This window comes from Legionella bozemanae, from assembly GCF_900450575.1.
Taxonomy (GTDB): Bacteria; Pseudomonadota; Gammaproteobacteria; order Legionellales; family Legionellaceae; genus Legionella; species Legionella bozemanae.
This window is the reverse complement of sequence record NZ_UGGY01000001.1, coordinates 2,327,603-2,351,849: the sequence shown is the minus strand read 5'-3', so window position 1 is coordinate 2,351,849 and position 24,247 is coordinate 2,327,603. Positions and strand designations below refer to the sequence as shown.

Sequence of the window (24,247 nt, the reverse complement as noted above, 5' to 3'; positions counted from 1 at the left end):
AGTTAGCAAAACTTTGCTTTTCTATTTTTCCAGGATAAGGTCTGAACCAGCTGGTCGTGTATGAAAAGTCATTATTTTCTAATTGATTGAGTTATAGCTAATTCAATAATTTTTAGAATATGGACTTGAAAAAAGTATAGTTATCCCGACATTTAATACATTGTTTCTAACATTAAAAAAGTAAGAGTAATGAGGTTAGTCCAGTATATCTATGTAAAATAGTGACTAGAATTTTTTATAAATAAATCTTGTAAGGAGATTTCAATGCAAAAAAAACTACTTCCTATTTTAATTACAGTTGCTTTCATCACTGCAATATCAACAGGGGTCATCGCTCTTGAGGCGAAGCCAAATAATCAAATACAAAATAGTAACGACCAATTAATTTTAGATCCATTTGATAACGATCCTTTTTTTCAATCGCATAATGATGCTCTTCAGCAAATGTACAAAATGCAACAAGCTATGGACCAGTTTATCAAAAATCAATTTTTACAAATGCAAAATAACCTTGTAAACCAACCTACTCAAAATCTTTTTGGTAATGCAAGTAATATTCAAATTGAAGAGAATAAAAATGAGATTGTTTATAAAATAAAATTACCAAAAGGTTCTGATAGTAAAGTTGACGTTTCGGTTAAAAATAGACAATTAGTTGTGAGCACAAACGTAACGCAGAAAATCACACGGGAACAAGATAACAACAAAAGTGTAAGTTATTCTCAAAGCAATTACAGTCAATCATTTCAATTACCCGATGGTTATGATCCAAATTCTATGGTTACCAAAATGAAAGATTCAAATTTAATTGTCACTTTTAAAAAGATACATATGACAAACTCCATACTCTAAAGAATTGGGATTCCCGAAGATTAAGCTGCAAGTGGAGATAGGTTTTCATAGTAACGCACGTCATTGTTGCGTTACTATTCGAACATTGATGTCTTAATACAAAAATTTCCTACAACAAGGAGCTTGATTGCTTACAATCAGGAGTATTGTAATTACAAGCTCGTTATCCGCGATATTTGCATTTCGAATTACATCATTTCGTTCGCCAGGTTTTGTTACTTCTTCATAATTTTGGCAAGTAGATATCCAATTCCTCCAGCAATGAGAACTGACGTAAGAGGATTTTCTTTAATTTTCCAGATGAACTTATTAGCACACTCTTCAATATTGACTTCTGCTTGAGTGACTTTTTTAATGCTTTCTTCATAAATCTCATTAGCACGTTTTTTTCCTGCTTCTAAAATTTCACTTGCAGCCTCTTCAATATGTGTTTTTGCATTATGAAGTGATGGTTTTTTGCTTGAATCATCCATGATGTTCTCCCTAAGAAAGCGAATTAAATGAGATTTATTAAATATAGCAGTCAATTTGGGGAATACAATTTTTCCTACGTGGATTTAGTTTTTTATTATTTCCGAACGAAAGAAGCCGAATGCGTGCATGGGCAACTGTAAATAAAGAAGAGGGGGGTAAAAGAACAATACCAGATTTCATGTTCGCTTTTTAGGCAAGACTGGCTTTACACAAAAAAGTGCGCTTTAATCAAATGTATCTAGACTAACTCCTTGATTTTATAATCAAAAAATGGTTTTAGAAATTTTGTGTTCTTGATTAGTGCCCCCGGAAATGGGAAAGAGCCTAAAAATGACTGTCGCACTTGGAGCTAGAATGCACCGGGTAACCACCACGTAACTCCTTGATTTACATGGTGGCCAGAGGCAGAATCGAACTGCCGACACGAGGATTTTCAGTCACTCAGTTTAAGAATAACTTATTGATTTCATTATAATTTATATCTCAGGAAACCACTACAAATGTCCTACGATGTATAACAAGGTCTTCCCCAAATACGCAAAATCCACACAGAGAAATTTTGGCTCTTTGTGATGTTAATAAAATGCTTTGCCACTTCTAGCCCAAAATCTGTTCTTTTACTAACTTCAGTTAAACCCATCTCTTCCAAATTTATGATAAAACCAAGCAAATTTACTAAAAGATTAGCTTGGGGATTTGATCTTTCTTTTGCAAAATCAAAAAGGTTGCAAAAAATATAATCACAGTAGCTCGAAATCGTTATGTTTTTTAAAGCTGTTTTAAGACTCAAAAATAGCCATTTAAGTAGTAAAATAAAAGGGTTTTGTGAGATATCCTATTGTTTATTAATAGAAATTTTTTGGTCCCGACCCTTATGACTTTGTCCCCTATGACTTTTGAATTTCCTATAGTCGATTTTTATTTATACGACTGGTAAAATCGCCAAGCTAAAAACCCAATATAAAAATCTACATAATTTTTTTGAGGTACGATCATGCGTTATATTTCCTCTCTTTTGTTTCTTGGCTTTCAATTAATTACCACTACTCTTTCAGCTGCTACTCTTGAATTTGATATAGCAAATATTTTCCCCCAGCAAAATTTAATTCAGAAAGTAAGAATAGAAGCTGAAAGCCTACAAGCAGAAATGACTCTCAATAATGGACAAGTCCTTGATCCTATAGTGACGAAACAATGGCCATCATTTTCTGATATTGCTCAAATTTTAGTGCTAGGACCCGAAGTAAAGTTCAAAGTGATTACTCAAAATGGTAGTGAATGGACACGTTCATTAGGTTCCTTTGATTTAAAATTCTCCAACATCGTTAATGTTAATCGAAGAGAAATGACCTTGGATTTAAATGCCAAGCCTCTTAATAAAGTGTTTGAACAGAAAAACTCTAAAACTGCAGCCAGTTTCGGTCATTATCTTTTCAAAACCTTAATGTTAAGTGCAGAGGGAGATATCCATTTATATTTATTCACATCTATGGATCTGGTGCAGAATGCTCATCCAGAAATGAAAATCAAATTTGAGCTGGATAAACAAAGCCTAGCCTTTGAATGGCAAGATCAGCAAAATGACGTAAAGGCTGGAAACTGGAAAATTTTTGGCAATGGATTTGGTAAAAACTCTTTGGTGGATCTCGTCATAAAGGCAATACGGACTATGAGCGAAGAATATCGCAATTTGAAAGATAAGACAGAATATGATCTATTGCTACAAAAGGTTTTCTACGGACTTGATTTATTTTTGGATTTTACTTCACCGATTTCTGAATGGACAGGGGTAAATTTAACGGTACAAGGTTCTTTTGACTATTTATCTAAAGACGATGTTTTTCTCACCCATATTAATAACTATCTCCAACTTGATGCTTACGATGGCCGTTGGAGTGCCTCTGTAGGCAGTAAAAGTTATTTCTCTATTGGTGTCCCTGATTCACCGACATGGAGTCAAGAATTTAATCTCAAAAATCCAGCCCATGATATGGAAAAGGTTGCTGAGTGGATACAAGTTAATTGGACTAATCAGCTTGCCGATCTGCTTAATATGCCTTCTATAAAATATTATGCAAATTATTTTCCCAAATATTTCATACAAGGATTAACATTAGTTATGACAAGTTTAGGTGAAATTCAAGAAGATGGGACGATTTCTTTTAAATTGAGTAGCTATTCTGATGGGGCTTTTACAATAGGCGGCTTAAACACTTCGGAACTAGCGTCTTTGATTATTGCTAAAATCAGAGAAAAAATGGGCGGTTGATAAGATTAGTTTTATTCAGTAATGCAATGGGGTCAGGTCCTGACCCACTGCCATTAAGTTAAGAAAAAATATCTAAAAAACATCCTTTTTGACCATTTTTTGATGGATTCACTTTCATCAAACTACAAACAGGATTTTATAAGGTTAAAAAAAATTATAGGTGCCAAAAAAACCAAATCCCCAATACTGTATTAATTCCAATTAGTAATCTACATGATGGACAGGTGTCAAATCCGTACGCTTTCCAAAATCCCTTAAGCTTGATATAGGAACAATAATTTGGAAATAGAAGATATAAATAATTTATGGAGATTATAACTTATTGATTTGAACCAGTTTGACATAGAAAGCACAGCGAGAAGGATTATTTTATGCAATCTTTTGACATATGTAACCTTTCATCTCTAGAATTCCGATATCGAAATAGGGATAGACAATGTTTTGGATGCGAGTATTCCGCATATGCAGGTTTTCCAAATCTGTGTTTTTCGAATGGGCTACCGGGCCTGTTTTTAAAAGGAGCCTTATTTTGGCACTTTGTGCACCTGCCATCACTCTTTCGTTTTATCGCTATTTTTTTGATGAAAATAAGATGATGGATGAACTAAATACCTTAATTGTCGGTGCAATAGCTTTTGTTGGATCTTATGGGATTTACCTTTTAATTGGTCTAATTAGCGCTCCATACATAGCTTATAAGAGAGAAAAAGAGAAAGGTAACTTTTTTGGAAATAGGTTCGTTTATCACCTGCCTCGTCATATTTACACAACAATAATTAAGCCTACAGATCATGAGCAACTGACTACTTTTGTTATTAAAGATGCTGAGCCTAATTCATTAGTGAGTTTTGATTTTAAATATACAGGTGGCCTTGGTTATGTCTCTGTGGTTGGTTCATCAGACTATGTGAGAGACTCAACTCAGGCAGCGAGTTTAAGAGGTCAACAGGTATCCCTGAGAATAGATAAGAAATGCAAGGCAACCTTGAAATGCTTCACAGCCCCATACTCTGATGACACTCAACTTAGAATATATATGCATAGTTGGGAATATCAAGAATAATGAGAATATATACTTTTCTATTTAGTATACATAGGATAATGCTTAATACGATAGCCGCAATGTTTATATTTTTATAGTTAGAACATCCGTAGGATGGGAGAACAACCATCTATCAATTTCAGCAAGAACTTCATTCTCTGTTAATGAAAAGAGCTTTAACTCAACGTGCCTGCCGTAAAGTAATTCCTACATTCTTGGATATGCTTGTTGAATTGAAGCAGAGCGCGTTTAAAGCGTTAGCTTCGCTAGGAAAAACTCTTAGTGCTTGGAAAGATGAGGTCGCCAGAATGTGGCGGTTTAGTAAATCTAATGGAATAACCGAAGGGTTTCATCGCAAAATGAAACTCATTCAGCGAAGAGCTTATGGTTTTAGGAATTTTGAAAATTATAGAGTGCGTGTTAAGGTGCTCTGCGGGTGATTGAAGCTGCCCCCTTAAATGGGAAAGAGCCGTGATTTTTGCTTTATTAGGGAGGTTATCTATAACTTATTGATTATACTCGGGTCTCATGGTGGCCAGAGGCAGAATCGAACTGCCGACACGAGGATTTTCAGTCCTCTGCTCTACCGACTGAGCTATCTGGCCCCGAGGGTTGCTATTAGACTCCGAGAAGCGTTTTGAGTCAAGTGTTGAATGCATTTTTTTTTAAAAAAAATTGTTTTTTACTTCAACGCGATTTATTTCTTGAATAATTATTGTATGTGTTTTTTAAAATCATAGTATTTTTTTGTATAAGCCATTAATTTTTATCATAATTTTAGTATCTAATAGCTCCGATTTGTGTTTATTAAACCCAAAGTGAGTTATTGTTTTTCTTGTGTGTTAAATTTGTTCCAGACATTGGGAAAAGAGAGAAAAAAATGAGAGATTTTTGCGTTTTATATTTTATTCCTGAGATTTTGATTTACAGAACTTAAAAGTACATCAATTGCTTTCTGGATTGTCCCTTTGTGATTATCCACTGTTACACTAGAACGCGAACGGTAGGAAGGTCATAAAGACCGTGTACCCAATCAAGTGTCTGAATCTTTATAAAGGATAACAAGAATGAGTAAAATTTTCAGTACTTTTTGTGGTGTAGATGTTGCAACAGATAAAATAATCGTCCAATTGCCTCAAGATAGAAAGTCTATTATTGGTTTTATTAAAAAGAATTTTGAGCAACCTAATGAGACCCCTGGTTGTCCTGGAAAGTACTAGTGGTTATGAACTATTAGCAGCAGAATGTTTTGATGAAATGGGTATGACAGTACGCAATAAGCTGTTAATGAAGCTTACTGCGCTTAATAGCAGGTTAAGTCAGCTGAAAGAGTTTCATCATCAAGAAGCGTGTCGATTGGGTAACGCCAAAATACCTGAAGTCAAACAAACACACAAAGAGATGCTCAAACTTTTGGCAAAACAAATGACCAGCATCGAGACACAAATGATAAAATTAATTAAATCGGAACAAGAGCTCGCAGAAAGGTATACCCGCCTTCAGGCAATGATAGGCGTTGGCCCAACATTCGCTTTAACACTAATTGCAGAACTGCCAGAGCTTGGTTATGCTAATAAAAAAGAGATTGCAGCCTTAGTCGAAGTTGCTCCTATAACAAAAGATAGTGGGAAACAGAGGGGACGTGCAATCACTCAAAATGGAAGAAACAGTCTTAGAAAAATACTTTATATGGGCGCTTTATCAGCCATTCGATATGACAAAAAAATGAGGGAATTTTACAAGCGCCTAATAAGCACTGGTAAAGCAAAGAAAGTAGGTATTGTTGCTGTTATGCGAAAGATGTTAGTGACGATGAATGCGGTGCTTACACAAGCAAAGGATTATTGCCCAGCTATGTAGCAATAATCCTTGACTTTAAAGACGGTAGGTACCGCGCATAAAGCGTGGTAGGTAGGAGGCTATAAAAATGCAAATATAAAGTGCAGTACATAGGGGCCATAAAAATTCAATATTTAACAATAAAACCTTTTTAAATTTTATGACCTTCCCAAAGAATTTTGTACGCGGGACTATTGCGTATTATTGAGTTTTTTGCAAAGGCTTATTTTTTTGATTTATTCAGGAGTGTAGCCTGATGGTTTTTCAGAGCCTTCACCAAAAAAATATTTTTGCATTTCTTCTTTTAAAAACTCGCGAGCTTTAGCTTCCATTAAATTCAGGCGGTATTCATTGATGAGCATGGTTTGATGGCTTAGCCACATATTCCAGGCTTGTTTCGAAACTTCATTATAAATCCGTTCTCCTAATGCTCCGGGGAAGGGTGGTTTTAATAAGCCTTCGGCATCTTGGTTTAATTTACAGCAATGTACTATTCTGGTCATGTTTTGCCTCTTATTTCCAACATCATAAACAGAGTATAGTTTACGTGTTATTCGGCAATTTTGTACTTAAAATTACTTAAATTTTTTAGTCTGAACGATGTTTTGCCTGAGCCAATAAAATATGTTGAGAAAGAATTTGCTCCTGTTCACTTGTTAATCCGTTAAACTGTACTGCCGTGCGGTAATTATGCTCACTTTGATATTGGCTGTAGACTACAGTGCCTTCCACAATTATGGGAATCATTTTCGGTTTAGTATAGATTACTAGTTTTATCAGGGTTTTTTCTTTAATAAGATCAGGTGTCTTAAATGCCATTCCACCCAGACTAATATTGACTTTACGCAGCTGAATGGTATTCGTCATCAGCATTTGTCGTGACAAATAATCTATTTTTGCATTTAAAAGGTTAAGATAATGGGCTATTGTTGGTTCTTTAAGGGCAATAACTTGGGTGAGTTCAGCCAGTTCATAATCAATTTCTTGAAAATAATGTGCTGCCTCAAGATATCGTTGTCCATTTTTGCCTAAAAGTTGATCCACAACTGCGCGATCAGGGCACAGCTCTCCAGGTTCCATAATTCGGTAGTTAAAATAGATATGATCTTCTACCCGAAAATGTTGACGTCTCTCATGTATAGGCATAGTAGCTCCATTAACTGCATTTAGTGAACAAGTCTCTTAGACTTGCATGATATTCCTATTTGTTCCTCTTGTATCATTGTCCAATATTGATGAATTAGGGGATGATTTTATTACCCATTCATCTTCTTCCTTCCCTTGTATTGTTTCAGTGATAACTATTGGCTCGGTTTGATTCAATCTTTTTGGGCGCATACTTGTTGCAAGAAATTGACTCCAAGACGTGGAAAGAGCTTCTAATTGATGTATTACCTTTTTTGCAATACCGGATAGCTCTTGGCTTTTTTCTTGTGCTTGCAGATAATTTGTTGCTGCGCTTGCTTTGAGTATGCACTCATCAAGAAAGTTGGTGAATTGTTGATCGGTGATTTTATCGTGTTTTATTGCTTCCAGAACTACGGCATTAAATTCAGATACTCTATCAAGTTTTAAAGCAGCGGTAAAAGCATCATTTAACCTCACCGGGAATTTCAAAGGCGAAATCATTTTTTGTAATTGTTGTTGTGCATCAAAAAAGAATTTTTTAAAGACATGCATGCCAAAACCTCTATCATGGGCTGTAATAATAAGCTCTCTAAGTCGCTCTTCGGTTTCAATGATGCATTTCAATTTTTCATCAGTAGACGCTGTATCGCACTTCATCTTTTTAGAATAGCTTGCAATCGTACTCATAATATAGGTTCTATTTCCCATATTATAAGCATCCTTGATTACTCCCAAATCAGCGGGATCCAAATAGTTCATAGTGGGATTCAAAACTAATTGATGTTCAGGATGGAGTGTATCTTCTCGTAATGCAGCAAAGTGTATTTTACTTAGGGTTACACTTTTGGCTGAAGTGTTGGTGATTGAATCTGCTCCACTACGTCGTTTAATAAAATCAAGCATGGCTACAGAAACCTTCTCACTAAAAGTTAGTTGTATCAAGTCATTGCCGAGATCCTCTACTTTTTTAATTTTATTTTGCTGTCTGTGAGTCCAAGGATATTTAAAGGCGCGGCCGTCGTCGCTAAATAATATGGGATTATGCAGGAGTTTTTCAAAAATTAACGCTTGCCTTATTCCGAAAGAATCGATATCGCCTGCCGTTTGGGGAAGTATGTTATCAATTGCTTCAAGACGCTCTAATACTCTTGTTTGCAGTGCTTCTGCATCTTTTTCAAGAACCATCAGATCACTTAACTCAGAAGTTAATTGGCTTTGTTTTTCTGTACTTAGTGGTTTTTTAAATTGTCGTTTAATTCGGGATGCTTGTTGGTGATGTTGCCATGCAATGTGATTGATATATTGGATAATTTTATCGCCAATAGAGCGCAATTGCATGATACTTTCGAATTTAGAATACATAGATGAATCTTCAATAATTGTGCGATTGCGTCCCAAGCCATGGCGAGTATGCTTTCTAAGAAAGTCACCTGGTATAAGGCATATTCGTGAATCAAGAATAAATTTATCAGTATCCATGAGTGATTGGTCAAAGATAAAAAGTGATTTTGCATTTCTTAAGGCCTTGTTTTGGCAATTGCCTCCAATTGCATCGGTATCGCTACATAGATAAAGTAAACCGAGTGCTCTGCCAAAATCTTCGATAAAATAATCCGCTTGTATTCCTTCACCTAGAGGTTTAATCGTTGAATAATGGGTATAGGTTTTTCCTGCAAGCCATGCATAAAATGTTTTCCCTAAAGAAAATTCACTCAGTAAGCGTATTTCTTCAAAAGGTATAAATAACCCTGGATGTCCATTATGGGAAATTGTAGTGGCAGCAGCTGTATCTAATCCCAATAATCGGGAAATATTGAGTGCCATAGCTTCATGCTGGACTCCTTTAATATTGCCATGTTTGGGTAGTTTAATAATGGCTTGCGTACTGAGTTTATAATGTTCTCTTTCAGCATGGTAAGCCTCAACACTCAAGCCTTCTGCTCGCTTACATAAGCAATGCAATTGTTTTTTTACCTTCTCCAGACTGATTAATGAGATTTTTTCGGTCACCCCGCCTACGTTTTCTTGTAAGATGCAATAGGCGAGAGTTGATCCATTGTCTTGTGGGATATTGATTCGTTTTAATTCATTGATTTTATTGAGATCCAATAAAATATTTAATCTTTTTTCTACGTTCTCCCTTTCCGAGTCACTATTAGCTACTCGTGCCATCTCTTCTTGTAGACGTTGAATCTGCGTAGTAACCTGTAGTGAATTGGATGCATCAAAAACTATAGCTTCCGGAAAGGTTTGTGTCAGTGCATACAGTTTTGTTCTGCTGTTAATTATTAAATCATCTAACTGAGTATCAATATCTTGAGGAATATTGGTCGGGCGTTCATAGTAATCATCTTTGGGTAATCGAATAATTTCATGTGCATTTAAAGTATATCGTATGCCTTCTTCTGCTTTTTCAAGATCAATACTCTTAAGCAAAGGAGGAGAGCTTCCTTTTTCAAAAGTAGAAGCGTATTTAATAATGCCACATAATTCCCGCCACTGGTCTGGATCTGTTTCCAGAGTTCCCAGGTCAAATAAGCCATTTTTATGGAGATCAATATGATCTAATAATTTATCAAGATCAGCATAGCTCGCCAGATCCTCATCCTTCAGCTCCACTGCAACAGAATTTCCACTTTTTTCTTTTAAAAAACGTTTAATAATCCTGTTTTTTTGCTCCAGCTCCATTGGTTATGTCCTTATAAAACCAATTTGACCTGTTTATAAATATAGACAATTTTTATGCTTTTGGTCAAAAAGTACATTAGGGATTTCCGTATAATAATCAATGCGAGTACAGATGAAAACTATATAAAATTACAATCTTTTCATTTTAATAATGGTTTGTGCAGCTTATAAAACAACAGTTTCTGAGATGATGTAATTTGGCAGGGATGCTTCTTTTTCGCTTCTTGACAATTTTTTATATATTCGATTGGCAAAATTAGCGAAATCTTTCAATCGGCTCATTTTAAACTCTTTTTTAGTCACTACTAATATATTTAGCCTATGAGAGATATTTGAGTATTAATTAATTGATCATGTTGATTTTTTTTACAAAAAAATTACAAATTTTTTCATTGATATAAATAAGTAATCTTCCGTAGTGCATAATTATATCAGTTTTAAGAAAAAATTTAGTAAATCCAGAGAAGAAACAACAACTACTTAAAGTCCTTGATTATTTTTAATTGAAGATAAAAATAATTTTGAGTTGTTGGTGCTCTTCCCTAAGCCAATTATTTATTGTATTAACCCAGTAGTTAAATGTTGCTGGTTACTGACTTTTTCTTGGACTACTGAAGGTTGTCTAAAAATATCCTGAGCTCTAGGGTAATGCGAGCTTTTCTCGCCTCTAAAGAGTGTACTGCCGACTCGACGTATTGATCTTTTCTTAATCTGTGGATCATCATCTTTGGCGCCCTTGGCAAGTTCTGCGAAAAACCTGTAGTTTTCTTTAAGATCAACGGACGTTCTTTTCTTATGTTTTGGTTTTTTATCAGTTTGAGAAGCGGTTTTTTGTTGCTTAGTAGATGATTCCTCATCAGCGTGTGGCTCTACATCAGCAGATGTTTTAGTAGGAAATGTTGCTTCATCTGATTTTTCAATACTGTTATTTTTAACCACTATCGTTTCTGTTGATAGGAGTTCTTCATCCTTTTTTTCTGCACTTTTTTTGGGAGTAGGGATGTTGGCTTCCTCTTCTGTGGGGTCTTTCTGTTTTTCTAATACACCAACTTCTTCTTCGCCATTTGAGTTCGTATCGTTTAGAGCTCTTATCTCTTCCAAATGCGCTTGAAAATAATCTTTAAAATTATTTGCTTCACTGGCGCCCAGATTATCCAGAATTGTTGCAGGTAAAAACTCCAGTTGAATAAAATGAGTTCGGAATTCTGGATCATTAAAGTTTAATGAAATGTCTATATTATCCGCAGTAGTTACTCTTTTTACTCTGAAAAAACCAAAAGATAGGGTATGGATTATTTGTCTCCACCAACTTGCAGAATCCCAGTCTTTTGTTAAAAGTGCGTCTTCAATATCCTGGGAAATTTGGGAAAAATAACTTTTTGAACATTCTTGATAACACTTTATCGCCAACTTTTCAGTTACTCGATTGAAGCGAGGTTCTTTCGGGTTTTGTTCTGAAATGGTAGCAAAAACTATGTTTGCTTGCTCCAGAAAGTTTATACTTTTGAGCTTATTGTTATGTAAGAGTTGATCAATTTCATTTAATTCGTGTTCAATCCCTAAATTTTTTGCAGGTAATTCCTTTTCAAGCTGTTTATAGAAATCATCGATATTATGATTGAAAAAGGGAAGTAATCTCTTGAACTGTTCTATTGTAAGCCTTTTCCCTTCCTCATACCGTGTGAGCTCTTCAACAAGTATGGACAAGTTAATAATAGCACGATTTGGCTTTTCAAAATGGGCGAGTACGCTTCTGTTTTTCTCATCAGATTTTTCGGGTATATCACCCAGTTGAGTTACGATGAGGAATTCCTTGAGCGCTTTGCCCATTTGGTAAGACATCAGTTGCTCGATGTCAATTTGAGTAGTATACGCTTTAGGTATGTAATCCTCACATGCTTCATCAAGACAGGCAAGATATTGAGGTGGAGCATAGCGGGGACTACTTCGTAGTGTACTGGCAAGTGGTTTTGGGGAACGTACGAACGTTTTTCGGTCACTTATCAGTAATTTATGGTTATGCATCAAAAAATTACTTAATTTAATATCAGGATGATAGGCATTTGCTTCTTTGAGTTTGAGGCAAAAATCATTAATCTGATTGAAGTAATATTTTGTTATAGCCGCGATTTTTTGTTGTGGTTGCCCTTTCAGTTTTTTTGCAATATCTAATAGACTTCCTTGATTGGCAAATTGACTTAAAACTACAGGTTTAAATTCAATTTCCTTGTGGTCTTCACTTTTGAATTGCATCATAAATAAAGCAACATCGTTAGCGAAATATTTGGATACTGGGTAAGAGTGAAGATCTTGTTCAAAGCTCAAATCATTTCGGTCTTCTACTCGAAAAACAAGCGCTTCCTTCCACCCTTTCATTCTGAATTTAAAATTAAAATTATTGACCTGTTTTTCTCCTAGAACTTCGGTTTTATAGTCAGAACTACTTAAATCACTTTCACCTTTAATTGCCCTGATTTTTTCTTTGGCCAAACTTAGAATTTGAGCATGATCATCCAGATTCTTTTTTAGAATACTCTCCTTTTCAGCCAACACACTAAGACGTTCGCTTATAGCCAAAAATTGTTCTTTTATTTCACTAAAAGGTCTTGCGCTTTTTAATAATGCATCTCGGTCTTGCATTAGTTCATAGATATTTTTTCCTTCTACTTCCTCTTTCAATCCGGGGGATATGAGGGATGCTGGTATTTGGGCGGCAACAGCTTTTGCAAACTGAATCCCTTTAAAAAGGAATGAACCATCAGGATTTATTCCATGCATCTCCAGGTGAGCTCGCCAACTTTCAGGACCTCTAGCTGCAAGCCATTTAAATTCTCCCTCAAATATAGGTATTGAATTAATATGATAATTGATTTTCTGTAAGTAGAATAAACGCTGGACTGTATCTTCTTCAGGTATTTTATTAAATTCATGTATTTGGCGTATGAGCCTCCGGTGCTTTGCGTTAATAGGTTTTACTGTTAATCCCATAGTACTTTACTACTCCAACGTCAAAAATCAGAAAATAGGCATCGATGTCATGTTAAAAGTGGACGATTATTTTCACTGCTGAGATTTCATTTCCTTTGATAAGCTGGGGAAGCAAAAGCATTAGTGAGATTTCAAACACCACTCGCATCAGTAATTTTAAAAATTGCGTAAAATTAAAGCATAGACCTACTTATCTTTCAAGAAGTGTATTTGAATAAAAAGTGAATAATTGTAGCGTTCGAATCATTTTATTTTTTTTAGCAAAGATCACGAAGTTGTTTTAATATGAGAAGACAGTTTTAGATGATGTAATTACTAAGAAAATTACTATCTTAAGTGGTCTGTTTTATGATTTAATATTTACTATTTCCCAGCGTAAGAAAGGTTTATCATGACTTTTGTAGTAACAGAAAGTTGTATTAAGTGTAAGTACACTGATTGTGTTGAAGTATGTCCTGTTGATTGTTTTTATGAAGGGCCGAATTTTCTGGTGATTCACCCTGAAGAATGTATCGATTGTGCATTGTGTGAGCCGGAATGTCCTGTTAATGCGATTGTTTCTGAGGATGATTTAACTTCTGAGCAGCAGCAATTTAAAGAATTAAATGCCGAGCTTGCTAAAACATGGCCTAATATTACCGCAAAAAAAGATGCTCCCCCTGATGCCAAAGATTGGGAAGAGGTTAAGGATAAACTTCAATATTTACAAAAAGAGTGGTAGAAATCACTTCACTAGCTGAATCATGTCAGCGAATTCTTGGTGAGAAAGGGCGGCTTTCCACTGCTATTCCGGGGTTTGTGGCACGTAAGCCACAGTCCGATTTAGCCGTGGCTATTGCTGAAGCAATTGAAGAAAAATCAATTTTAATTGCAGAAGCAGGTACAGGAACTGGCAAGACTTTTGCTTATTTACTTCCTTGTTTATTAAGTGGAAAAAAAGCCTTAATTTCTACAGCAACCAAAACGTTACAAGATCAACTTTATCAAAAAGACTTACCTGCTTTAGTCAGGGCTTTGGGATTATCTGCTCGTATACAAAATCTAAAAGGAAGATCCAACTATATTTGCCAATATCGTGTTGTATTACATTCCGAAGAAGGGCAATTTCAAAGTCCGCAATGCGCCCATGAAGTAGCTCACGTACGCAGTAAATTGTCGCAAATGAAAAATGGTGATCGTTCGGAGTTGCCTGAACTTAATGAAGATTCTCCAGTTTGGCATTATGTAACCTCAACAGTAGATAATTGCCTGGGTACTGAATGTCCTGCTCATGAAACATGCTTTCTACTCAAGGCTCGCAAACGTGCATTAGATGCTGATATAGTCGTCATTAATCATCATCTATTTTTTGCTGACTCACGGTTGAAAGAAGAGGGATTTGGAGAATTATTACCTGGCGTTGATGTAGTTATTTTTGATGAGGCTCATCAACTTGCTGAAATAGCAACTCATTTTAATGGTGAACGAATCGGAACGCGTCAGTTTCGTGATTTATTGGATGATCTTATTAAAGAATGGCCTGCTGTAGACCTTGCAAATCAACCTTTAAAAGCTTTAAGCCATAAAGCAGATAAATTGATGGATGAGCTATTAAGTAGTTTACCTGAAGTTGATGATCGATTTAGTTGGGAAGAAATAAAGCATAAGAAATCCTTTATGCGTGTTTGGGGTGATTGGTTGACATTAAAAGATGAAGTCATGGCATGTTTCCATGAATTAGCGCTTGCTGAATTTCCTGGACTTGTGCGCTGCAAAGAACGATTGATGGAATTTGCCAGAGTTTTATTATTCTTTACTCAAGAAAACAATCATAAAATACGTTGGTTAGAGCGCTTTAAACATACTTTAGTTTTTCATGTTACGCCGTATGATGTTGCTGAAACATTCGGTGATTTACTCAAACGTCAAGAGTGTACTTATGTTTTTACTTCTGCAACCTTAACTATAGCAGACTCTTTTGATTGTTTTTGTAAGCCATTAGGATTGTATGAGGCAAAAACTTTATTATTGCCTAGTCCTTTTGATTATCGGCAACAAGCATTGCTGTATTTACCAAGAGGTTTACCTGATCCCAAAGATTCAACTTATTATGAATCATTAGTATCTCGAGCCATTCCTTTAATTGAAACATTAGGAGGGCGCTGCTTTTTTCTATTTACTAGTCATAAAGCGTTAAAACAAGTTGCTCAAATGATGGGCAGTATTTTAAACTATCCTTTGTTGATTCAGGGAACTGAGGCAAAACCCATTTTACTTGAGCGTTTTAGGCAATTAGGCAATGCTGTTTTATTGGGAACTGCAACTTTCTGGGAAGGGGTGGATGTTAAAGGGGAAGCTCTTTCTTGTGTTATTATTGATAAATTGCCTTTTTCCAGTCCAGTTGACCCAGTAATTCGCGGTAGAATGGCTTATTTGAAAGAAAAAGGTTTATCGGGTTTTGATGAATTGTCTTTACCCGGGGCAGTGATTGCTTTAAAGCAAGGAGTAGGGCGTTTAATTCGGGATAATACGGATAAAGGTGTTTTAATGATCGCCGATCCCCGTCTAACCAGTAGAGATTATGGTGGACGTATCTTAGCCAGCTTGCCTCAGTTACCGAAAACTCGTGATGAGCATAAGGTGCTTCAATTTATTAGAGAATTAGAGCTGGATTATGAAACTGTTAGCGATTGATACATCTACAGAAAGAGCCAGTTTGGCTTTGCTTACTGGAGAAGAGTTACTTTGTGAAGAACAAAGTAACCAAAAAACGCACGCCCAATTTATTTTACCTATGGTTGATAGGCTGATGGTAAATGCTGATTTACAAATGAGTCAACTGGATGCCATAGTATTTGGTCGTGGACCAGGAAGTTTTACCGGTTTGCGAATTGCATGCAGTATTGCAAAAGGCCTCGCCTTTGCCAATGATTTGCCTTTAATTCCAGTGAGTAGTCTTGTTGCTATTGCTTGGTCAGTTCGCCAGAAGAAGCAGATGCACAACTCACCTGTATTGGCCGTATTGGATGCGCGGATGCATGAGATGTATTGGGCTTATTTTGCTGAGAATCAATGGACAGCAGAGGAACACGTTACACCAGTGCATGAACTCAACCTCCCTGAAAAACAATCAGTAATTCTTGCAGGAGTAGGGACAGACTCATATTGGGATGATTTTACTCCAGAAGTTAAATCACAAATACATGATAAATTAACCGTATATCCTTCTGCAGCAGCTATGATTCAGTTTGTTCAGTTTTCTGCGCAAAAGCCTGTTACAGCTGATGAAGCACAACCTGTATATGTACGAAATAAAGTGACTTAGGATTATAGGAGAATTTTGTGGATAAAAAGCTATTGGAAATATTGGTATGTCCTTTATGTAAAGGGAAGTTATTGATAAAAAAACAAGAACTTATTTGTAAATTTGACCGATTGGCATTTCCTGTTCATGATGATATTCCGGTGATGCTGGAACATGAAGCTCGAGTGATTTCATTAGAAGAAAAGGATAAGTTGTAATTGAGTATCCTAGTCTATTTTTTGTAGCCCGCTGCACTGCACCAGGCTACAAAGGCTACAAATTACGATTTTGTGATGTATTTTTTACGCCAATACAGTAAAAATGCAGGAATTAGCATCATTACGATTCCCATAGAAAACACCAGACGAAAATGCCCGGCACTACCAAAATTCATAAATTCGACGGGTGGGATGAAGCCTACAATTAAAGTCATACTACATCCGCATAAGCCCAAGATACAGACTAAATAGTAGCCGGTTTTTTTCCCCGGTATTGCAAAAGGTCTCTTAAGATGTGCGTATTTGCTTTTTAATCTCCAGGCTGCAATAAACATCAAGACATACATCATGATGTAGAGTTCTGTACTTAAGTCAGTAAATAACCAATAGATAGCATTCACGCTAGGAAACAAGAGAAATCCACTGCATAGAAGCGTCACTAAAATTGCTTGGGTGATTAAAATTCGTGAAGCAACGCCACGTTTGTTTAATTGACACATAAACTTGGGTAAAAAGTTATGATTGGCCGCCATGAGCAGACCTTTTGCAGGTGAGATGATCCAGTTGATCATACTCCCTAAACTTCCCAATAAGAGTAATGCAATAAGGACAGGTAAGAGCCACTCTAAGTTATATGCATGGAAAAAGTTAGTAAAGGCTTGGAGTACCCCATCAATGAGACTGATTTTCTCTTTTGGCAGAACAAAAGCTATAGCTAGAGAACCAAAAATCATCGTGGTTAAAATAAGCAGCACGGAAAAAAACATTGCCCGAGGAAAATTGACTTGCGGGTTATGCACATTGCGGACATGTACTGCCGCGAGCTCCATGCCTAGAAATGAAGTCATGATTGCGGTGAGTGATACCCATGACTGGCTGTCTTTCCAGTGTGGCAGTAAATGCGACACGCTCAAATCAATTGCTATAGGATTCCCTTTAATGACCCAAATTAGTGCAAGAAAAATAATAAATCCCATAGGAAGTATCATTCCTAATATGGCGCATAGACCGGCAAAATACGCTGAGGCACGTAAGCCAGATAAAGCGATTAGAGTTAATGACCAAAATATCACTAGAATTACAGCAATCAAATAATACTTATTTTGGGCGAGTTCGGGATTGATTAAGTAAGCTAAGACTCCCGCAATAAAAGATAGGATAGTTGGATACCAAACTAAAGTATTGATCCATTGCAGCCAGATAGTAAAAAAGGCTAAATTTTCACCATATGCATGCTTTACCCAGCTATAAATTCCACCTTCTTCATCAGACCAAGTTGATGATAGCTCTGCTGATACCAAAGCTACAGGGATTAAAAAAACAATTGCAGAAAAGATAAAGAAAAAAATTAATGAAGAGCCGAATAGAGCAGTTCCCGGTAAATTCCTAATGCTGTCAATTGCACCTGTAATCAATAAAACCAAGGCAAATACAGAGATTTTTTCAGAAGACCAATTGTTCATTAATTAAATAGACTTATTAAAAATGCCAGGCATTATATAGGAAGTTGGCGACGGGCGTTACTATTTATTTTATCACAAGTGTTAACTTTGTTGCATTTATGTAAAAAAGTTACTGCAGAACAAGAATTATATTTTCGCCCTTACCAACAATAGCCTATTTTTCTGCAGTATGATAGATTTTGACGGCCTGGATTGAGCCTGGAGCTAAAAACCTGTTAATAATCTTCTAAAATCAAGGTGTTACTGAGTTATCTAAAAGAGGTGCAGTGTCACAAGAATCAGAGTATTTTATTTGTTTCTGATTTGTAAAGAAGGATTTTCTTTTTCTCTCCGGTGATTGAGAGAAAAAATCTTTTTTTACAGATTTTAAAACATTATCAAAGTTGAGAAAAATTTCTATTCTTAATTGATAATCAGATTTTTTATAATCACTATTCGTTTGGTAAAATTGAACTGCTTCACCACTGAGGCTTGTTATCTTTTTTTGTAAATCAACTTTTGATTTGTAGTTGCTACTGAGTTTCATCGCTTGTTCTGTAAATTCGACAAATTTTGCTTTGTACGTTTCTAACTTCATTTTAATCCTTTTACATTAACTAAACCGAGTTTACTTTACTTAGACAAAGTTATGTATCTCTTTTTTCTTTATTAAAACCGCCTTTACACACAGAAGATTGCAAAACAGTTTTGTTTCTATCGTTCCACTCGTCTGGAGTAAACAAGTGCATGCTTAAGGCGTGTAATCCAAGTTCAAATTCTTCTTTGAGCAGCTGGTTTAACAATCTATGCCGCGCAATTCGCGATAAATCAATAAATCGTGAAGAGACCACGGTAATTTTAAAATGAGTTTGTGCCCCTTCAGGAACATGATGATTGGCTGACTCATCTTCGACATTTAGATAAACAGGGACTAATTCTTGACTTACCAATTTTTCAATGCGATTTTTACGTGACATATTTAACTCTTATTAATTTAAAATTCATAATAAAAAAGCCGCCTTGGAGCGGCTTTTAAAAAGAGCTGATTAAATTCTGCAGTTTGCAGGAACATATCGATTATCAGCGGCATTATTTACAGCACAAGTCCAGGTAATTGGTGCAGTGGGTGGTGTGCCCGCAGCAAGGGGGGTTCCATTAGCTGATGGAGTTAAGGTTAAGACAACGTTGTTTGCTAGAGCTGTGTATGTGATAGTGATTACACCATTAGCTGGTGCAACAACAACACTTTGAACGTTAGCGGTTGCTGGTGGCTGAGACCAACCTAAGCTTAAATCGTTAGCGCCAGTTGTAGCATTTTCAGAAATCGTAGTCTGTGCTGAAGAAGCAAGACTTAATCCTTCTGTGACACGTGCTCTTACTACATAATCCTGATAAGCTGGGATAGCAATTGCGGCAAGAATACCAACGATTGCTACCACAATCATTAATTCAATTAAAGTAAACCCTTTCTCTTTCATCATTTGCTCCTAATGATTGGACAGCGATAAATACGCAAATAAAATGCCATTTATCAAAAAAAATTACAACTCAAGTAGGCCAAAACAATGATGTAACCTGCCATGGCTAGAAAAGGAAGTCTTGAAATCCTTGTCCTCTTTTCCTTTGTAACATTGTAGCAGATGTATAGAAGGGTTGCCTAATGTGTAAATGGATTAACCCTATGTTCAATCAGCAGTTTTTTCCTAAATGTTTGCGTGTTTTAATCGTAAGAGAGTTACTTTTAAGAAATTCTAGAGTACAGCCAGGTGAGGTTCTCTACGCTCACCCAGCTGCAATGATGACGATCTATTTAAGTACTTTGGGTACAAGTTGATTTTTTAAACGAACATAATCAGGTAATCCATTCATATAATCAGGATAGGCTTCTCCTTGAATCAAAGGCAATAAATATTGTCTGCAGGCAGCAGTAATACTCATTCCATCTGCAGCGATGTATTCTGCAGGCATGGCCTTTTCCTGATTGGCTACATCGGCTAGTGGGACATGTCCAATAGACCATTGGTAGGGCTCATCTTGTTCACGAATGATAATAGGCATGATGGCATTATGGCCTTTTATGGCATATTCTACAGCAGCCTTACCCAAAGCATAAGCTTGCTCCAGATCTACTCTTGAGGCGATATGGCGAGCAGCACGTTGTAAATAATCTGCGACTGCCCAATGGTATTTATAATTCAGTTCGGTTTTAATTAGCTGCGCAATAATTGGCGCAACACCACCCAATTGGGCATGACCAAATGCATCACGAATCCCTGCTTCACTTAAAAATTTACCTTCTGTAGTGCGAATACCCTCCGAAACCACAACAACGCAATAACCATAAGTCTTAACGCATTCATCCACTTTACTCAGGAGCTTTGTTTGTTGAAAAGGGACTTCAGGCAATAAAATAATATGGGGGGGGTCCTCCGGTTGTTGGCTGGCTAAGCCGCTTGCTGCTGCAATCCATCCTGCATGGCGACCCATTACTTCAAGGATAAAGACTTTTGTCGATGATGCAGCCATAGAAGCGACATCAAAACCTGCTTCTTTGGTTGAAATAGCTACATATTTAGCCACTGAACCGAATCCGGGGCAGGCATCTGTAAAGGGTAAATCATTATCTACTGTTTTGGGTATTCCAATACATGTAATTGGGTAACCCATTTTAGCACCTAGTTGCGATACCTTATGTGCTGTATCTTGAGAATCACCACCACCATTATAGAAAAAATAACCTATATTATGTGCTTTAAACACCTCAATCAGACGCTCGTATTCTTCACCATCATTTTTGAGTTTGTACCGGCATGAACCAAATGCTCCAGAAGGCGTTTGCAGTAATTTGGCAATATCCGCATCACTTTCAAGCGATGTATCAATAAGTTCTTCATTTAAAGCACCAATAATTCCATTTTTAGCTGCATATACTTTGCCAATGTATTGCGGATATAACTTGGCAGTTTGAAGCACGGCACAAGCTGAAGCATTAATTACAGCGGTTACCCCACCTGATTGAGCATATATCGCATTTTTTATAGTCATTCTTTCTCCTGGTTAAAAAGTGGCTACTCATCTCCGTAAATCTCTTGCAAAGGGTGCAAAAAAAGATAGGTAATCACTAAATTCTTATTTTTTGGTTTTCATACTCATTAATTACTGCATCAATACTTTGAATTAATTCTGCAAAAGGGGTAGCCAATTCTTCAATTGAAGCAGCATGTACCGCCAATTTTTCTACATGAACTACTTTTTTCTGTAACGTGGGTACACCGGAAAAACAACATGCCCCATGAAGTTTATGTGCTGCCTCTCCTAGTTTTTTAATGTTTTTATCATGCATTAATTGGATGAATTCTTCACGATTTTTATGTAGCTCTTCAACAAATCGTGCAAGAAACTCTTCTGCAAGTGCTTGATTTCCTGACACTTTTTGTATACATAATTGCCAATCGATCGCAGCATGTTTTGCTTTATCTGTAATACGAAGAATTTGTGTGAGTAATTGTTTTTCATCTATAGGTTTTTGTAAGCAATAGTCCACACCTGCTTTTTTCAGATCAATACTATTCACATCACTGCCATTTGCGCTAATTAAAACTATGGGGGTATGGCGGTTCAGTTGTGATTCTTGACGGATGAGTCGCGCTGCTTCTAAACCATTTATTTTCGGCATTTGTAAATCAAGTAAAATCAAGTCATATTTTTTGTCATGACACGCAGATACAGCCATCTCGCCATCATCAACTGAAGTCATGTTTGCATGGGTTCCTAATAAAGAGTTCAAAAGCATTTTATTAACGGGATTGTCTTCGGCAATAAGCAAATCTGGATGCATAAAACGTAATTGTTCCCTTAAGCTATCCAATTCATGATTGACCGATTTTTCAATATTTTCCAGGCTGGTAAGCGATTCAATAACATCTTGGAGTTTTTGAATGCTAATTGGTTTATATAAAAAGCCTTGACCACCAAGTGCAGTGTAATCATTAATAAGCCATTTGGAAATCAATACATAAGGAAAATAATTATGTTCTGAGATAATTTTAGCGATTTTTTGCTCATAGCCTTTATTAATATTAAGAAAAGCAATTTTGCAATCTTTGTTATTCTCTAGGGCTTTTTCAAGGTGGTTCAATGAGTTTACCGAGACGCATTGTATTCCCCAATAACCCAAGCCATTGCAAAGAGCTTCTAAGTGTAGCGAATTATCGTCAAAACACAGCATTTTGAAATGGGCAAAAGGGTGTATTTGGTTTTTTTCTATTTCATAAGCAACCAGCTTTTCGACTTTCACATGAGCAGTAAAGCTGGAGCCTTTATTGAGTTCACTAGTAAATGTAATCCGACCATGCATTTCTTCACAGAGTTTTTTGCAAATAACTAAACCAAGGCCCGAACCACCATAACGTCGTGTAATGCTTGTATCCGCTTGGTTAAATGCTGTGAACAATTTACTTTGATCTTCGGTGGAAATCCCCAAACCGGTATCAGTAATTGTGATGCATAGGGTGTAATCTTTATCTGTTTCCTGTTCTACTTTCGTGCGAACCAACACATAACCATGATCTGTAAACTTAACGGCATTAGTCACCAAGTTGGTGATAAATTGTTTTATTCTGAAAGGATCTCCCAAAACAATTTTAGGCACATTAATGTCAGTTATGGGGATTAAATCAATTCCTTTTTTATGTGCATTCGGTGCGGCCAGTGTAAGGACTTCATCAATACAATGACGAATATTTAATGGGATGCAATCAAGATGAAGTTTTCCAGCATCGATTTTGGAAAAATCGAGAATGTCGTTAATTATTCCTAATAAATCTTGTGCAGAAGTTTTTATCGTTTTTACATAATCCAATTGCAATGGATCAAGTTTACTTTCCAGTAATACATTAGTGAAACCAATTACTCCGTTCATCGGGGTACGGATTTCATGGCTCATATTGGCAATAAATTCTGATTTTTGTCGACTTTTTTCTTCTATTTTTTTCTTTTCGAGTGACAGCTCGATATTTTTTTCTTCTAACAGCTCAAGGCTTTGCTGCAAATCCTCGGTGGCTACTTCAATATGTTGATTCAAATCACGAATTGTGTCGAGGTATTTTTTTTGCAAATGGGCACAACCTTGCTCAATAATACCTAGTTCACCGGGGCTGGTTGTTTTTATTTCTGTTTCGAATTCATTTCGCAAAATTTGTTTCATGCTTCTACGTAAACGAGAAATAGGTAAATAAATACGCTTGGAGAGAAAATAGTGGATGGTTAATCCCATAAGCAAGCCAAATAGAGTAATGAAAATCGTTACTATGAGCATTTGATAGCGCTTTATTATCATCGAGCGCGTATCAATATCAATGGATAACCAACCTAAAATATCGTCTGCACGAGTAGCCATAGGACTTAGGAGGTTCTTGAAGGGGGAATTAGAGTAAAGATTAAATTTAGGAATGGTAACTGGTGCGATAAAATTAATAGTGAAAGGATTAATTTGCTTACTTTCAATATAATCCCCTGTAAATTTAGGTGGATTAAATGGCTTATTCAGGGAATGTTTTCCTCCACGATAAGCTAGCAATTGCCCATCACTACTGTAAAAGGCAAGGGCTATTACTTCCGGGTTAATTGTAGAGGCATTGATTAAACCTTGCAGAGTACGATCATCACGTCGAAGCATGGCGTATTGAGCTGCAGGGAGCAATTGACGGATATAAGCTTCTCCCAGACGTGACATATGTTGTTTTAAGTCATTACCAAATAGTCCATTATAAAAAATAGCAAGAAGCAGGGCGACTAAAAAGGCTGGGATTAGGGTAGTAATTCTCAGTTGATACTTAATACCAATGCTTTTCAAAATAACTCACCAAGTAGTTCGGATAATACTTTTATTTTAGCCCGTGTGCAGCCCTGTGTAACCTGGTATGATTTGTACAATAGATTTCTCTGGAAACTCTAACCTTCAGAGAAGAGCTGCTTCATTGCGCGTACACACAGTTCTGCCTTTATGTCTCTTCGTATTTCTCT

Annotated in this window: 20 protein-coding genes, 2 tRNA genes and 1 pseudogene; 10 read left to right on the top strand and 13 right to left on the bottom strand. The window is 36.3% G+C overall.

Annotated elements, in window-relative coordinates:
• The first annotated feature begins 264 nt into the window (after positions 1-264).
• Entirely contained in the window at positions 265-852 is a 588-nt protein-coding gene (locus DY223_RS10280; protein ID WP_058460004.1) for an Hsp20/alpha crystallin family protein, read from the top strand.
• A gap of 215 nt (positions 853-1,067) precedes the next feature.
• Here DY223_RS10280 and DY223_RS10275 read toward each other — a convergent pair whose 3' ends face one another.
• Positions 1,068-1,325: a hypothetical protein gene (locus DY223_RS10275; protein WP_058460003.1), complete on the bottom strand. Its 258-nt coding sequence runs from the start codon at positions 1,323-1,325 to the stop codon at positions 1,068-1,070.
• A 393-nt stretch (positions 1,326-1,718) separates the two neighbouring features.
• A tRNA-Phe gene (locus DY223_RS19125) sits at positions 1,719-1,787 on the bottom strand.
• A 533-nt stretch (positions 1,788-2,320) separates the two neighbouring features.
• Between DY223_RS19125 and DY223_RS10265 the strand changes: the two genes are divergently transcribed.
• From DY223_RS10265 to DY223_RS10255, 3 genes and pseudogenes are all read left to right on the top strand, one after another.
• A complete protein-coding gene (locus DY223_RS10265; protein ID WP_058460001.1) occupies positions 2,321-3,595 on the top strand; it encodes a hypothetical protein in 1,275 nt (424 codons plus the stop codon).
• Positions 3,596-4,124: 529 nt separating this feature from the next.
• Positions 4,125-4,658 (top strand): hypothetical protein, encoded by a 534-nt coding sequence (locus DY223_RS10260; protein WP_131744495.1) that lies wholly within the window; start codon positions 4,125-4,127, stop codon positions 4,656-4,658.
• Between the two features lie 107 nt (positions 4,659-4,765).
• Positions 4,766-5,077: pseudogene (locus tag DY223_RS10255) on the top strand (transposase); the annotation flags it as partial.
• 89 nt (positions 5,078-5,166) lie between these two features.
• Here the strand turns inward: DY223_RS10255 and DY223_RS10250 are convergent.
• Positions 5,167-5,242, bottom strand: a tRNA-Phe gene (locus DY223_RS10250).
• Between the two features lie 462 nt (positions 5,243-5,704).
• Between DY223_RS10250 and DY223_RS19120 the strand changes: the two genes are divergently transcribed.
• Together DY223_RS19120 and DY223_RS10245 are read left to right on the top strand one after the other, a co-directional pair.
• Positions 5,705-5,857, top strand: a complete 153-nt coding sequence (locus tag DY223_RS19120) for a hypothetical protein (RefSeq protein ID WP_154669267.1) — start codon at positions 5,705-5,707, stop codon at positions 5,855-5,857.
• Positions 5,826-6,497, top strand: a complete 672-nt coding sequence (locus tag DY223_RS10245) for an IS110 family transposase (RefSeq protein ID WP_064115172.1) — start codon at positions 5,826-5,828, stop codon at positions 6,495-6,497. Before DY223_RS19120 ends, DY223_RS10245 begins: the two co-directional genes overlap by 32 nt.
• Before the next feature lie 215 nt (positions 6,498-6,712).
• Here DY223_RS10245 and DY223_RS10240 read toward each other — a convergent pair whose 3' ends face one another.
• The 4 genes from DY223_RS10240 to legK7 all read right to left on the bottom strand — a co-directional run bounded on the left by DY223_RS10240 (position 6,713) and on the right by legK7 (position 13,280).
• Positions 6,713-6,979 (bottom strand): oxidative damage protection protein, encoded by a 267-nt coding sequence (locus DY223_RS10240; RefSeq protein WP_058458900.1) that lies wholly within the window; start codon positions 6,977-6,979, stop codon positions 6,713-6,715.
• Positions 6,980-7,064: 85 nt separating this feature from the next.
• Positions 7,065-7,622 (bottom strand): PilZ domain-containing protein, encoded by a 558-nt coding sequence (locus tag DY223_RS10235; protein ID WP_058458899.1) that lies wholly within the window; start codon positions 7,620-7,622, stop codon positions 7,065-7,067.
• Positions 7,623-7,658: 36 nt separating this feature from the next.
• Complete coding sequence (locus DY223_RS10230; protein WP_058458898.1) at positions 7,659-10,292, bottom strand: hypothetical protein; 2,634 nt, start codon at positions 10,290-10,292, stop codon at positions 7,659-7,661.
• A gap of 555 nt (positions 10,293-10,847) precedes the next feature.
• The gene (gene legK7 / locus DY223_RS10225) at positions 10,848-13,280 is read right to left on the bottom strand and encodes a LegK7 family Dot/Icm T4SS effector kinase (RefSeq protein WP_064115092.1); all 2,433 of its coding nucleotides are present in this window, start codon (positions 13,278-13,280) and stop codon (positions 10,848-10,850) included.
• Positions 13,281-13,671: 391 nt separating this feature from the next.
• Here legK7 and fdxA point away from each other — a divergent pair, with 391 nt between their 5' ends.
• From fdxA to DY223_RS10205, 4 genes are read left to right on the top strand one after another with little or no spacing between them, the layout of a single operon-like run.
• Positions 13,672-14,001, top strand: a complete 330-nt coding sequence (fdxA, locus tag DY223_RS10220) for a ferredoxin FdxA (protein ID WP_058458897.1) — start codon at positions 13,672-13,674, stop codon at positions 13,999-14,001.
• Positions 13,995-15,953, top strand: a complete 1,959-nt coding sequence (locus DY223_RS10215; RefSeq protein ID WP_058458896.1) for a DNA repair helicase YoaA — start codon at positions 13,995-13,997, stop codon at positions 15,951-15,953. Before fdxA ends, DY223_RS10215 begins: the two co-directional genes overlap by 7 nt.
• Entirely contained in the window at positions 15,934-16,584 is a 651-nt protein-coding gene (gene tsaB, locus DY223_RS10210; RefSeq protein ID WP_058458895.1) for a tRNA (adenosine(37)-N6)-threonylcarbamoyltransferase complex dimerization subunit type 1 TsaB, read from the top strand. Before DY223_RS10215 ends, tsaB begins: the two co-directional genes overlap by 20 nt.
• A 17-nt stretch (positions 16,585-16,601) precedes the next feature.
• A complete protein-coding gene (locus DY223_RS10205) occupies positions 16,602-16,781 on the top strand; it encodes a Trm112 family protein (RefSeq protein WP_058458894.1) in 180 nt (59 codons plus the stop codon).
• 62 nt (positions 16,782-16,843) lie between these two features.
• Here DY223_RS10205 and DY223_RS10200 read toward each other — a convergent pair whose 3' ends face one another.
• From DY223_RS10200 to letS, 6 genes are all read right to left on the bottom strand, one after another.
• Positions 16,844-18,244 carry an APC family permease gene (locus DY223_RS10200; protein WP_058458893.1) on the bottom strand — a complete coding sequence of 467 codons (1,401 nt, stop codon included), beginning with the start codon at positions 18,242-18,244 and terminating at the stop codon, positions 16,844-16,846.
• A gap of 232 nt (positions 18,245-18,476) precedes the next feature.
• Entirely contained in the window at positions 18,477-18,821 is a 345-nt protein-coding gene (locus tag DY223_RS10195; RefSeq protein WP_058458892.1) for a hypothetical protein, read from the bottom strand.
• A 49-nt stretch (positions 18,822-18,870) separates the two neighbouring features.
• Positions 18,871-19,200 (bottom strand): BolA family protein, encoded by a 330-nt coding sequence (locus tag DY223_RS10190; RefSeq protein ID WP_058458891.1) that lies wholly within the window; start codon positions 19,198-19,200, stop codon positions 18,871-18,873.
• A gap of 69 nt (positions 19,201-19,269) precedes the next feature.
• The gene (locus DY223_RS10185; protein WP_058458890.1) at positions 19,270-19,701 is read right to left on the bottom strand and encodes a pilin; all 432 of its coding nucleotides are present in this window, start codon (positions 19,699-19,701) and stop codon (positions 19,270-19,272) included.
• A gap of 328 nt (positions 19,702-20,029) precedes the next feature.
• Positions 20,030-21,268 carry a 6-phosphofructokinase gene (locus DY223_RS10180; protein WP_058458889.1) on the bottom strand — a complete coding sequence of 413 codons (1,239 nt, stop codon included), beginning with the start codon at positions 21,266-21,268 and terminating at the stop codon, positions 20,030-20,032.
• A gap of 76 nt (positions 21,269-21,344) precedes the next feature.
• Positions 21,345-24,080: a two-component system sensor histidine kinase LetS gene (letS, locus tag DY223_RS10175; protein ID WP_115684311.1), complete on the bottom strand. Its 2,736-nt coding sequence runs from the start codon at positions 24,078-24,080 to the stop codon at positions 21,345-21,347.
• Between the last annotated feature and the right edge of the window lie 167 nt (positions 24,081-24,247).

Bases quoted from the DNA above. Each gene is read 5' to 3' on its own strand.
- tsaB (WP_058458895.1), top strand. From the start codon at position 15,934: ATGAAACTGTTAGCGATTGATACATCTACAGAAAGAGCCAGTTTGGCT.
- DY223_RS10235 (WP_058458899.1), bottom strand. From the start codon at position 7,622: ATGCCTATACATGAGAGACGTCAACATTTTCGGGTAGAAGATCATATC.
- DY223_RS19120 (WP_154669267.1), top strand. From the start codon at position 5,705: ATGAGTAAAATTTTCAGTACTTTTTGTGGTGTAGATGTTGCAACAGAT.
- DY223_RS10280 (WP_058460004.1), top strand. From the start codon at position 265: ATGCAAAAAAAACTACTTCCTATTTTAATTACAGTTGCTTTCATCACT.
- legK7 (WP_064115092.1), bottom strand. From the start codon at position 13,280: ATGGGATTAACAGTAAAACCTATTAACGCAAAGCACCGGAGGCTCATA.
- DY223_RS10180 (WP_058458889.1), bottom strand. From the start codon at position 21,268: ATGACTATAAAAAATGCGATATATGCTCAATCAGGTGGGGTAACCGCT.
- DY223_RS10245 (WP_064115172.1), top strand. From the start codon at position 5,826: ATGAGACCCCTGGTTGTCCTGGAAAGTACTAGTGGTTATGAACTATTA.
- DY223_RS10230 (WP_058458898.1), bottom strand. From the start codon at position 10,292: ATGGAGCTGGAGCAAAAAAACAGGATTATTAAACGTTTTTTAAAAGAA.
- DY223_RS10265 (WP_058460001.1), top strand. From the start codon at position 2,321: ATGCGTTATATTTCCTCTCTTTTGTTTCTTGGCTTTCAATTAATTACC.
- DY223_RS10275 (WP_058460003.1), bottom strand. From the start codon at position 1,325: ATGGATGATTCAAGCAAAAAACCATCACTTCATAATGCAAAAACACAT.
- DY223_RS10185 (WP_058458890.1), bottom strand. From the start codon at position 19,701: ATGAAAGAGAAAGGGTTTACTTTAATTGAATTAATGATTGTGGTAGCA.
- DY223_RS10190 (WP_058458891.1), bottom strand. From the start codon at position 19,200: ATGTCACGTAAAAATCGCATTGAAAAATTGGTAAGTCAAGAATTAGTC.
- DY223_RS10240 (WP_058458900.1), bottom strand. From the start codon at position 6,979: ATGACCAGAATAGTACATTGCTGTAAATTAAACCAAGATGCCGAAGGC.
- fdxA (WP_058458897.1), top strand. From the start codon at position 13,672: ATGACTTTTGTAGTAACAGAAAGTTGTATTAAGTGTAAGTACACTGAT.
- DY223_RS10200 (WP_058458893.1), bottom strand. From the start codon at position 18,244: ATGAACAATTGGTCTTCTGAAAAAATCTCTGTATTTGCCTTGGTTTTA.
- DY223_RS10195 (WP_058458892.1), bottom strand. From the start codon at position 18,821: ATGAAGTTAGAAACGTACAAAGCAAAATTTGTCGAATTTACAGAACAA.